Origin of the sequence: Lysinibacillus sp. fls2-241-R2A-57 (assembly GCF_030209535.1) — a bacterium.
Classification (GTDB): Bacteria; Bacillota; Bacilli; order Bacillales_A; family Planococcaceae; genus Lysinibacillus.
Map to the genome: position 1 here is coordinate 1 of NZ_JARVRU010000023.1, position 11,584 is coordinate 11,584.

The 11,584-nt window shown below is 37.5% G+C and carries 10 protein-coding genes and 1 pseudogene; 4 read left to right on the forward strand and 7 right to left on the reverse strand.

Annotation, left to right across the window (positions count from 1 at the left end; all coding sequences use genetic code 11):
- On the forward strand, positions 1-224 hold a 224-nt coding region (locus QRN68_RS04720; RefSeq protein WP_285395549.1), incomplete at its 5' end, for a hypothetical protein.
- A gap of 119 nt (positions 225-343) precedes the next feature.
- Here QRN68_RS04720 and QRN68_RS04725 read toward each other — a convergent pair.
- The 6 genes from QRN68_RS04725 to QRN68_RS04750 all read right to left on the reverse strand — a co-directional run bounded on the left by QRN68_RS04725 (position 344) and on the right by QRN68_RS04750 (position 7,876).
- Positions 344-553: a hypothetical protein gene (locus QRN68_RS04725; RefSeq protein WP_285395550.1), complete on the reverse strand. Its 210-nt coding sequence runs from the start codon at positions 551-553 to the stop codon at positions 344-346.
- Between the two features lie 43 nt (positions 554-596).
- Positions 597-2,117, reverse strand: a complete 1,521-nt coding sequence (locus QRN68_RS04730) for an NCS1 family transporter (protein ID WP_285395551.1) — start codon at positions 2,115-2,117, stop codon at positions 597-599.
- Positions 2,118-2,312: 195 nt separating this feature from the next.
- Positions 2,313-3,575, reverse strand: a complete 1,263-nt coding sequence (preA, locus tag QRN68_RS04735) for an NAD-dependent dihydropyrimidine dehydrogenase subunit PreA (RefSeq protein ID WP_285395552.1) — start codon at positions 3,573-3,575, stop codon at positions 2,313-2,315.
- Positions 3,576-3,588: 13 nt separating this feature from the next.
- Positions 3,589-4,956 carry an NAD(P)-dependent oxidoreductase gene (locus QRN68_RS04740; RefSeq protein WP_285395554.1) on the reverse strand — a complete coding sequence of 456 codons (1,368 nt, stop codon included), beginning with the start codon at positions 4,954-4,956 and terminating at the stop codon, positions 3,589-3,591.
- 203 nt (positions 4,957-5,159) lie between these two features.
- Positions 5,160-6,563, reverse strand: a complete 1,404-nt coding sequence (gene hydA, locus QRN68_RS04745) for a dihydropyrimidinase (RefSeq protein ID WP_285395556.1) — start codon at positions 6,561-6,563, stop codon at positions 5,160-5,162.
- A gap of 68 nt (positions 6,564-6,631) precedes the next feature.
- The gene (locus QRN68_RS04750) at positions 6,632-7,876 is read right to left on the reverse strand and encodes a Zn-dependent hydrolase (protein WP_285395558.1); all 1,245 of its coding nucleotides are present in this window, start codon (positions 7,874-7,876) and stop codon (positions 6,632-6,634) included.
- A 140-nt stretch (positions 7,877-8,016) separates the two neighbouring features.
- On the opposite strand from QRN68_RS04750, the gene QRN68_RS04755 reads away from it, so the two are divergent.
- On the forward strand, positions 8,017-9,186 hold the full coding sequence (locus tag QRN68_RS04755) for a PucR family transcriptional regulator (protein WP_285395560.1): 1,170 nt from the start codon (positions 8,017-8,019) through the stop codon (positions 9,184-9,186).
- A gap of 183 nt (positions 9,187-9,369) precedes the next feature.
- A pseudogene (locus tag QRN68_RS04760) lies at positions 9,370-9,588 on the forward strand (aspartate aminotransferase family protein); the annotation flags it as partial.
- 414 nt (positions 9,589-10,002) lie between these two features.
- Here the strand turns inward: QRN68_RS04760 and QRN68_RS04765 are convergent.
- The gene (locus tag QRN68_RS04765) at positions 10,003-10,374 is read right to left on the reverse strand and encodes a DUF378 domain-containing protein (RefSeq protein WP_285395562.1); all 372 of its coding nucleotides are present in this window, start codon (positions 10,372-10,374) and stop codon (positions 10,003-10,005) included.
- Between the two features lie 533 nt (positions 10,375-10,907).
- Here QRN68_RS04765 and QRN68_RS04770 point away from each other — a divergent pair.
- Positions 10,908-11,546 (forward strand): 7TMR-DISMED2 domain-containing protein, encoded by a 639-nt coding sequence (locus QRN68_RS04770; RefSeq protein ID WP_285395564.1) that lies wholly within the window; start codon positions 10,908-10,910, stop codon positions 11,544-11,546.
- Positions 11,547-11,584: the final 38 nt, after the last annotated feature.

Below are 11,584 nucleotides of genomic sequence, written 5' to 3' on the forward strand. Positions count from 1 at the left end.
TATCCACGACTTTGGCTGTTCTATCCACGACTTTGGCTGTTCTATCCACGACTTTAGCTGTTCTATCCATCACTTTGGCGATTCCATCCGTCGCTTCGGCTATTCTATCCGTCGCCTTGGCTGTTCTATCCGTCGCTTCGACGATTCTATCCGTCGCTTCGGCGGTTCTTTCCACGACTTTGACGGTTCTTTCCACCACTTCGGCTGTCATTACAATTGGATAGTTGTTGTAGCAACAATTTTTATCTTGCTTTAGCCGTAATCGAATCACAACTTAGATTTTATTATGTAAAAAAACTCTATTCCATTACGTAAGACGTTGAATGGAATAGAGTTTACTTTGTTACTGCAATAATGTCTGTTCCTGAAGCTTTGCAGAGAAGTATTTACGGGCATCTGCTGTTAAAATTTGCAACAGTATAACCTCTTCTTGACGCGCAAATTCTACAAACAATCCACTTAAATTTTCGTAAACATATTTGATCTTAAAGCCACTATCTAAATAATGATCCACCTTTTTTATTTCTTCTGTGCTTTGTTGGTATTCTGACATGCCATCACCTCATCTCTTTTGTGAAAATCTTGGCGTTTAATTTTCAATCGGCACCTTTTATTTCTAACAGCGGATCTGGTTGCTCAACGACATCACCCTCATCTGGAACAGCAGTTGGCGCAGGCGTTTGTTGCTGTCCAAATAGTTCATCCAAATTATGACCAGCTGTAATACCTAAATATTTTGCATCGCTTGAATCTTCTAGCTCAGCTTGAGGGTACTTTCTAAACCACCAATACTTCGCTAAAACATAATATACGAATGCTCCTACAAAGAACCCTACTAATGATGAATAAGTCGAGAAAATATTTGCCACTGCGCCACCGATAACCCAAGCGATTAAACCTGCTAAGTTAAAACCATTCCAATACTTAAATTGACCTTCTAATTCATAAAGTGCTTTTACATGTACACGTCGTTTACGAATTAAATAATAATCAGCATATAAAATACCGACTATGGCTGTTAAAATACCTCCGATAATTAAAAGTGCGTTTACTAACACATCAAATAAACTCCATGGCTGCGCAAGAATACCAATTATCCCCGCAATAACAACCCCAACCCAAAACGGTACTTTTGGACCACCGATATTTGAGAAAATTGTTGCCGCTGGTATAACATTTGCAGAGGTGTTAGTTGACCATTGTGCTAGCACGATCATTAATAGTAAAATGCCTAATATAAAACCACTAGCACTTTGCTGTAATGCATTTATAGGATCTGCTGAGGCAACAGCCATGTAACAAACAGCACCTATTGTCACAATGAAAGTATTTGTAATTGGCATGACGATTAAAGAGCCAACTAACTGTGTTTTATTGCGTTTGAACCAATTGTGTTCATTTTTTGGTGCTTTAAAGAAGCGTGAAAGTGAGGGCATGTCGGCTGCTAATGTCGACCAAAAGCCCATATTCGCCATAATCACTACCATAAATGCTGTGAAGGCTGTAAATCCTGTCGTAGGCGTTTCTACCCACGTCCAAATATTTTTCCCTTGAGCTGTTGCAGTATCTGCCAATGTATAATACATCCAGCAAGAAATTAAAATAATAACTGGCGCTGCTAAATCTGCAAAGCGCTCAATAGATTTAATACCTAGCGAAGTATTAAATAACTGAAGTGCTGCAAAGACAATGAAACAGATAAACCAATTATCAAAATCAAAAAGCAAATTTAAAATTCCGTTTATAGCTAGTGCTCCGAAATAAGTGTTCAGACCGAACCAACATGCAGCTGTTACACCTCGGACTAGCGACGGAATATGTGTACCAAATGTACCGAACGGAGCACGCATATATACCGGGAATGATAAGCCATGCTCAATCCCTATATCACCAATTAACGTCATAAATACACCAATTAAACAAGAGCCAATCAAGGTTGCTAAAATGACCATTGGCAATGGTAAGTTCATAATTGCCGAACCACCGATTGCAAAAGCAGCTAATACAATTGCCATACCTATCCAAATTACTGCAAAACCAAATGTTCCAATATTTCTTTGTTGATGTGTCACTGGAAGTAAATCTGGGGATTTTAAATAATTCCCTTCACGTTCCATATAATCTCTCCTTTTTTTCCAATTTCCGTGACAACTTACATTGGGGTTATTCCTTCCTTCAACGAAAATGCTGAAGGAAGGTGGAATTTCAGTTTTATCAATTATGCCTCGGCATAATTAGGTCTGGAATCGGCTTTGTGCTTGCACAAAGTACTCCTTTCCGATTCCGTACATCTGCTGAAGGCTTTAACTTTTTTACTTTGATAGACTGCTAATCAGAGATTGACGTTCATTCCAAGTCATTGGAGGAACTGTAGGTTTGCGTTCAACCATTTTAATTGCACCATCTACAGGACAGACGATTGAGCACAAATTACAACCTACACAGTCCTCTTCCCGAACTTTCAGCATTGGCCGGCCATCTTCCGTATATAAATCAATACATTGGTGCGATGTATCCTCACATGCAATATGACACTTGTTACAATTAATACAAACATCATTATTAATTTCAGCTACGATTTTATAGTTTAAATCCAGGTCACCCCAATTAGAATATCTGGCAACTGAGCGACCTACTAAATCCATGACAGAGGCAATGCCTTTATCGTCTAAATAGTTACCCAGTCCATCAATCATATCCTCAACAATACTAAAGCCATGATGCATCGCTGCTGTACAAACTTGCACACCTGTAGCACCCATTAATATAAACTCCACAGCATCTTGCCAGTTGGAAATACCACCAATGCCCGAAATCGGAACATTGATTAATGGATTACGTGCACACTCTGCAACCATATTGAGCGCAATTGGTTTAACGGCAGGACCACAATAGCCACCGTGTGCACCCTTTCCTCCAACATGAGGTATTGTATTCCATGTATCTAAATCGACACCAGCTAAACTATTAATTGTATTAATCATACTAATAGCATCTGCTCCACCTCTTGTAGCCGCTTCTGCCGTTACCGTAATATCTGTAATATTTGGCGTTAACTTCACAATTACAGGTGTTTTTGCTGCCTCTTTCACCCAGTACGTTTGCTTTTCTACCAATTCAGGTACTTGACCAGAGGCAGAGCCCATTCCTCGTTCTGCCATCCCATGTGGACACCCAAAGTTAAGCTCAAGCCCATCAACCCCCACATCTTCTACTCGTTTAACAATCTCATGCCACTTTTCTTGCTTCGGCTCAACCATCAAAGAAGCAATGATTGCATGATCGGGGAATTTTCTTTTCGTTTCATAAATTTCTTGCAAGTTCACTTCTAACGGACGGTCAGTAATTAGTTCAATATTGTTAAAGCCCGCTACTCTTTGTCCGTTATAGCTTACAGCTGCAAATCTTGAAGAAACATTTAAAATCGGCTCCCCTAATGTTTTCCATACAGCACCGCCCCACCCAGCTTCAAATGCTCGTTGTACTTGATAGCCTGAATTCGTTGGTGGTGCTGACGCAAGCCAAAATGGATTCGGTGATTTGATGCCCGCTAAGTCAATTCGTAAGTCTGCCATATTCGTTCCTCCCTTATGCAATCCCACTTGGTTTTCTTAAACGTTCATGGATCTTGTATGCTGCGTCTTTGCCTTGCTGTACAGCTGTTACGACCATCGCCTCACCCTGACCATTTCCGAAGACGACATCTCCACATGCAAATACTTTGTCATTCGAAGTTTGCATTGTCGTTTCGTCAATATCAACAACGCCATTTGTATGTTGTAAACCAAAAGCTTCAATCAATGACACAAAACGTGTTTGACCTATTGCCTTAATAACAGCATCCACTTCAATAATAAAATCAGATCCTTCAATTACCTCAGGCCTTTGACGACCATCTGCACCTGCTTCACCGAGCTTCATTTTCACACATTCAATGCCTACTACCTTACCTGCCTCATTACCAATAATTTTTTTCGGTGCTGTTAGCCACTTAAATTCAACACCATCCTGCTTGGCAAATTCATATTCAAATTTGTACGCAGTCATTTCTTTTTGTGTTCTTCTATAAAGAATCTGGACATTGTCAGCACCTAAACGCACAGCACATGTAGCACCGTCAATCGCGGTATTACCTGCACCAATGACAGCTACCCGCTTCCCAACGATATCTTTTGTAAGCGGTCCCATTTTTGTCTTCCTGACAAATTCGATGGCATCATGTACGCCGTCTAAATCTTCTCCTTCAATGCCAAGGTTTGGGACAGCCCCCATTCCCACTGCTAAAATAACACTGTCATATTGCTCTAAAATCTCATCCGCAGAAATATCAACACCGACAGTTGTGTTCGTTTTGATTTCCACACCAAGTTTTTCAATTTGCTCAACTTCCCAATCAACGACTTCATTTGGTAGGCGGAACGATACAATACCATAGCTACCTAAACCACCCGCTTTCGATTCAGCTTCATAGATTGTGACAGCATAGCCAAAACGGCTAAGTTCACGAGCTGTCGATAAACCAGCAGGACCTGCACCAATAATCGCTACCTTTTGACCATTACTTTGCCCTTGCTTAAATAGCTGTGCATTCGTTTCCATTGCCCAATCTGTTGCATAGCGCTGTAACTCTCCGATTTTAATTGGCTTTGTTGAGGAATTTAACACACACGCCCCTTCACATAGTTCCTCCGTTGGACAAACCCTCGCACAGCTTGCACCAATTGGATTTGCTTCTAATATAGTCGTAGCAGAGCCCTTCATATTACCAGAAGCAATTTTTTTTATGAAATTTGGGATTTGAATACTCGTAGGACATGCTTTAATACATGGTGCATCATAACAATACAGACAACGATTGGCTTCCTCAATTGCCTCATTCTTTGTCATCTTGTTAGTCAATTCAATAAAATTACGTTTTAACTGTTGGGACATTGTATTTTCTTGATTCAGAGCCATTTCCACATCCCCCTCATGTGTTCATTTTTTCCTTCTTATCACTTACACCTTGGCATAATGATGTTAGGAACATTGAAAAGAGCTACATCAACAATCATCTCACCATCTATAGAGATAGATTGTCTTCTGTAGTTGAATGAAGATATTACGAGACCGATTGCTCTGTTCTCCATCCAAAGCAATCGGTCCTATACTGATAAAAGCTAAATGTTTAGTGCTTCTGCTGCTGCTGTTTTTAATGGACGTTTTATATATTGTCCACTGCCTAGTACACCAACAAATTCTTTATTTTTAATGACGTACTCTCCACGCACTAGTACACTGACTGTTTCACCTGTTACTTCCCATCCCTCATATGGGTTATAATCCACATTCATATGATGTGTTTTAGCCGAGATTTCTCGTTTTACTTCTGGATCAAAAATAACGATATCGGCATCAGAACCGATGGCAATTGTCCCTTTTTGTGGGAATAGACCAAATATTTTTGCTGCACTAGTGGAAATCATATCGACGAACTCATTAATAGAAATTTTTCCTTTTGCTACACCTTCTGAATATAAAATACTGAAGCGATCTTCAATAAATGGACCACCGTTAGGAATTTTAGAAAAATCATTTAATCCTAATTGTTTTTTGCCTTTAAAACTAAATGAGCATTGGTCAGAGCCAATCGTTTGTAGTTGTTTTGCTTTTAGCGCATTCCATAAATGTTCCTGATGGTATTTTGGACGAAGTGGTGGGGACCAAACATATTTTGCACCCTCAAAGCCTGGTTGTGCTAAAGCAGATTGATCTAAAGTTAAATAAGGTGGACATGTTTCACCATAGACGTCATATCCTTTTTCACGTGCCGCAATGATTTCATCTACTGCCTCTTTACAAGTTACATGCACGACATAAAGAGTAGCACCTGCGATATGGGCTAGCTCAATTGCACGTTTTGTCGCTTCACCCTCTAATTCAGCTGGACGAGTGAGTGCATGATAAATTGGCTCCTTATGACCTGCACGTCGCGCGTCTTCTACAAGCTCGTCAATAACAGAACCATTTTCACAGTGCACCATCACAACAGCACCAAGGTCTTTCGCTATTTTAAAAGCCTTGAAAAGTGTGCGATCTGTTGCTTGAAATTCTTTTGCATAAGCCATAAATACCTTTACTGAAGTAATACCTTCCTGCTCTAAGATTTGTGGCAATTCGGCTTCCGTTTCAGGGGTTAAATCAGCAATCATTAAGTGAAATCCATAATCGATGGCCGATTTCCCCTTTGCCTTGTCATGCCACTTTTCAACTGCAGCTGAAAGTTTTTCTTCACCAGCTGTTAAGCAGAAGTCCAAAATAGTAGTTGTCCCACCGAAAGCCGCCGCAATTGTACCAGATCTCCAATCATCATCTGTCACAGTATTATTGAATGGCATATCTAAATGTGTATGCGGATCAATCCCACCTGGCATCACGATCTTACCTGTAGCATCAATAATTTCTGCCCCTATGTCGGATAATTCTTTGCCAATTTGAACAATTTTTCCGTTTTCAATTAAAATATCTGCTTCAAAAACATCTGCAGCTGTCGCTACTCGTCCACCTTTAATAATCTTTTTCATTCTGCCCCTCACCCTTCGTGAAATAATGGAAAATGCTCGATCATGACGTTGTTAAGAAAGATCTCGCATTAATGTAGCGTGTATGTCTCTCCGATACTGAACTTCGTTTGCAGCGTCAACACTGTTTCAAGCAATACATCTGCACCTTTCGCACAATCTTCAAATGTTGTTTCCTCTTCCTCGCAATGACTTTTACCATTAATACTTGGTACGAAAATCATTGCTGAAGGTACAATACTTGCCATATATTGCGCATCATGCCCTGCCCCGCTAAACATTCGATGAGCAGTATAGCCGAAGCTTTGACAAGCCCTTTCCACTTCATTACAAATATTTGTATCAAAATAGACTGTATCTCTACCCCATAGCTTAACTGGCTTAATGTTACAGCCCATATCCTCTGTAGGAAGATGATTCAGTATGTCCTCAACCTTTTGCATAATCTCTGGCTTTTGATGGCGTGAATCAATCGTAAAGGTCACATTGTTCGGTATAACGGTATGAATATTTGGAGAGACATTCATTCGACCAAAAGTAAATACTAGCTGTTCATCAATTTTTCCGAGCTCTTCATGTAAATACGTAATGATTTTTGAAGTTACAATCATCGGATCCTGACGCATTGTCATCGGTGTCGTACCAGCATGATTGGACTGCCCTGTTACCGTAATTTCATAGCAAACCATACCTAGTACACCTTCAACAACTCCTATTTCCAGTTGTTTTGCCTCTAGAACAGGTCCTTGCTCAATATGCAATTCAATATAAGCAAGCGCTTCTTTTAAGCGATTTTCTTGATCCCCCTCATACCCGCTTGCTTGCAGTGCTGCTTTAAAACTAGTGCCATTTTTGTCGACAGATTGCAGCATTTTTTCTTTTTCAAATTTTGATGAGATGACACCAGAGCTCATCATTGCCGGATCAAAACGAGCGCCTTCTTCATTCGTAAAATTAACAATCATTATAGGGATATCTAGCTCGATTTCGTTTTCCTTTAACGTTCTAATGGCCTCTATTGCCGTTAAAACGCCTAATACACCATCAAATTTCCCACCCTTTTCAACAGAATCTAAATGCGACCCCATAACAATTGGCGGGACATCCTTTTTCCCAGGTAGAATGGCATAAATATTGCCCATATCATCGACTTTAATATCCATCCCTAATTCTTCACAACACTCACAAAAATAGTTTCTTGCTAAAATATCTTCATTCGAAAGAGACAAACGGGTTACACCACCATTTTCAGTAGCTCCAAATTGACTAAATTGTTCAAGTAACTCTTGCAAGCGTCTACTATTACACTTATACATATGCAAGTCCTCTCTTTCACAGTAGTTAATACACATTCTATAAGAGATAAAAATTATGAGATATGGATAGCAAACTAAAAAAATATGTGCATCTGCACATGATATATGGTAAGTTATGTTCATAATAAGGGGGGCAAAAAATGGGGACGATTCGCAAAATTGTAGAGGGAGTTCAATTCCCAATGCTAACATTAGTAGCTGGACATAGCGGAACGTATCGAAGAATTACAGGGATTAACGTAGTGGAAAGCATCGATTTAATTATGTTTTGTAGACCTAATGAATTAGTCGTGACTACAGGGATTAATTTATCTTCACAAGGTGATTCCTTAGAACAGCTTGTAAAACTAGCTTTCTCTAAAAAAGTAGCAGGTTTTATTATTAACACCGGCCCATACATTCCAGATATACCAGAGTCAGTCATCAATTTCGCCAACAAACATGATTTCCCTATTTTTCAAATGCCTTGGAGTTATCGGATAGCGGATCTATTAAAAACAACCTTTCAATTTATTTCCAACCATCATCAAGAGCTTTCTATAGAAGAAAAGATTCTTTACAACTTACTTTTTCACTACAAACAAAACGCTAACTATATTAAAGATCAATTAGCACTGCTAGGTTTTTCACAAGGTAGAGAGTTTGCCATCATTTCATGCACAACAAATAGTTTACAAACTAGTATTGACCGTTATGAGGTCATGATTCAATTTGCATTTCAAAATAGATATAAACGCTTCTTAAAACTAAAACATAAAAATCACCTCATCTTTTTAATCGACAGAGCACAAATCAACACACCAAATACTCCCTTCTCAAAAATCGTTGAAGAAATATACGACAAAATAACGCAAAAAAATGGTTACTTGGATATTATCATTGGTAAAGGAAATTATCATAAAGAGCTTGAAAATGTTCGCAAAAGCTATGATGAATCGTTAACAGTAATCCAATTAGCAAAACTTCATAACAACCGTTTCCTATACAAATATAAAGAAATTGGTGCCTATAAAATTATCATGGCCGTGCAAAATCAAACATTAATCAAATCATATAATCAAGACATCTTAGGTCAGCTTTATCGCTATGATGAATTGCATAACACAGATTACGTACAATTTTTACGCATTTTTCTCGAGGAAAATGGTAGTACTAGCAGGATTAGCGAACGCCAATTTATTCATCGCAACACAGTCCTTTATAAACTAAAAAAAATAGAAACGCTATTAGATATGGACTTAAGTAACCCATTTACAAAAACAAATCTCTATCTCGCATTTCTGATTGAAGATGTGTTGACACATCAATAAACCCGATTGTATATATCTGAATTTTCAATCAACAAATCCACCTTCTAAATCATTTTTTGCATTCATATAAAGTACAAATGGGGTCTACTTTGCTTTTGTTACCTAATAGAGATGAATTCTTGCAAAACTACCTTTTAGGAGGATTGAATCTTAGTGGCAAATTTAACAAGTCAAAACTGGAGCGATAAAAATAGTAAGACTCCAATTGATGTAGCTGATGTCAACAAGGTGATTAGTATCTGTAAAGATCAAGGATTTATTATCGGTAAAAACGGCGTTACAGTTGCAGGCTTTAACAATATCCTAACACTGTCTCCTCCACTTATTATCACTTCAAACGAAAAAGACTTTATTGTGGAAAAATTCACGACTGCTTTAAATACACCTCTACAACAGCCATAAAATGAACCTTTAATAGTGAAGGTTCTCTTCATCTAGGGCTGGCTATGGTCTATAAGGGATATTCACGTTCTTACTTATAAGGTATAAGTTTTATTCCTTTGATAAGCATACCTGATATAAGTATTTCTGAACATATAGGTGGATTTATTAGTAATTTTGTATTTGTCTACATCATTTCAATTTTTATAATGGATCTAATCGAGCCAATGCTAATGATTAATTAATGGTTTTAATTGTTGCAACGAATATCAATTTTATTGCAAACGACAATCAGCTTCGTTATCTGGGATTGTGAATGAATTACACTTCATCTCCAATCCTTGGTTTCTATGCAGATTTAACCTTACAGTTTACTCCAACAAAAAAACTGACGAACCACCAAATGGTCACCAGTTTTTTTGAGTAAACTTGAGGTTATTTTTTTTTGTTTTTATTTTTGTTTGGTGAATCTTTTTTCTCTACTTTTTTCACTTCAGTTGTTTCCACTTCAGTTGTTTCCACTTCAGTGAAATCGGCTTCTTCACCTGCCTCCAAACCATAGCTTGGGTTTCGGTCTATACGAGTAGTATAAGGCTCAAAGTCTTCATCCTCATCAAATCGCATAACAAGAATCGGTAACGATATTATTCCGGCTAACCCAATGAATGCATAAATCCATCGTGACAATACCGCTGTTTGTCCACCGAACAAATAGGCAACTAAATCAAATCTAAAGAATCCTATGAGTCCCCAGTTAATTGCTCCAATGATGACTAACACTAAAGCGATTCTATAAACTACGCTCATGTTTTCACCTCCTTCATTTGTAAATACGAAGCCAGTTCTACACTTGAAGTTTATTCTTCACATGTATGAAAAGCGTCGATACTGCAGAAAAAACTGTCATAACAAGTGATAAAACTACAAATACTTATTGTAATTAAATCGCCCATTTTGACGGTCTTATTTTTTGCAATAACCGCTTATTTATACAAAAGGTAGACTAGGCTAAGTCATTACTACAAACAAAGGAAATGTTAGTGAATCACAGATAATAAACCGTTTTTTTATGGGCTCATCACCATAACGTGAGTTGATTTCCATTCTGACCTATAGTAGCGGAAATCAGAGCCTTCTAATTAATTGGAATGGATAAAAATGGTTAATCAACACACCTGTTATCTTAACTTTTTATTTTAATATTTTATTTAGTATTCGTAAAAATCCTAAACTTAGAATAAAGTGTGATATATTTACATAATACGCTAGTTTTAGAACACTTTATTTTCTTCAGCTTACTAGTGACTGAATAAAAGGAATTAGGATAGGAGAAAGTATAAATGATGAAAAATAAAATTATTAAAACCAACCTATTATTTTATTTTTTTATCGTCGTATTGATAGTCACTTTTACACAATTTAGCTTACCATGTCATGCAGCTGAATTATCAGAACCAATTATATTGGGTAAGCATTATGATATTTTTCGTGACCCGTCAAAAAAAATTACAATAGAAGATTTAATAAGTGGTACATATGATCATTCCTTTGTTGCTAGTAAAGACGATTATTTATTCTTTTGGCATACGAATGATACGATTTGGCTACGTTTAGATGCCGATGAAATATTAAAGGATAAAGAGGAGTCCTACTGGTTAGAGGTGACAGACAAGTTAGATAGCATTGAAATGTTTTTAGTGAAAGAAGATGGCTCCTATAATGTTCAAAAGAGAGGTATTTCAAATATTGACGAACAAAACATTCATTATCGTTCTAATTTATTTCAAATCCATGACCCTTCCGTCAAAGAAATTTATATAAAATTAGATGGCGAATTACCATTAAATTCAATTTCCTATCTTTTCACTACGGATAGCTTTGTCAATAAAATTATTGACTACAAATATTTAACAGGGATTTTTTATGGATTCTTATCTGCACTTTTAATTTACAATTTATTTTTCACACGTGTTGATTAACCAAAATTATACAGTTGCGAATGATTTATGTTCCAATG

What these genes read in the sequence shown, in the direction of transcription:
- QRN68_RS04725 (WP_285395550.1), bottom strand. Translation starts at nt 553, where the DNA reads ATGTCAGAATACCAACAAAGCACAGAAGAAATAAAAAAGGTGGATCAT.
- QRN68_RS04730 (WP_285395551.1), bottom strand. Translation starts at nt 2,117, where the DNA reads ATGGAACGTGAAGGGAATTATTTAAAATCCCCAGATTTACTTCCAGTG.
- preA (WP_285395552.1), bottom strand. Translation starts at nt 3,575, where the DNA reads ATGGCAGACTTACGAATTGACTTAGCGGGCATCAAATCACCGAATCCA.
- QRN68_RS04740 (WP_285395554.1), bottom strand. Translation starts at nt 4,956, where the DNA reads ATGGCTCTGAATCAAGAAAATACAATGTCCCAACAGTTAAAACGTAAT.
- hydA (WP_285395556.1), bottom strand. Translation starts at nt 6,563, where the DNA reads ATGAAAAAGATTATTAAAGGTGGACGAGTAGCGACAGCTGCAGATGTT.
- QRN68_RS04750 (WP_285395558.1), bottom strand. Translation starts at nt 7,876, where the DNA reads ATGTATAAGTGTAATAGTAGACGCTTGCAAGAGTTACTTGAACAATTT.
- QRN68_RS04755 (WP_285395560.1), top strand. Translation starts at nt 8,017, where the DNA reads ATGGGGACGATTCGCAAAATTGTAGAGGGAGTTCAATTCCCAATGCTA.
- QRN68_RS04765 (WP_285395562.1), bottom strand. Translation starts at nt 10,374, where the DNA reads ATGAGCGTAGTTTATAGAATCGCTTTAGTGTTAGTCATCATTGGAGCA.
- QRN68_RS04770 (WP_285395564.1), top strand. Translation starts at nt 10,908, where the DNA reads ATGATGAAAAATAAAATTATTAAAACCAACCTATTATTTTATTTTTTT.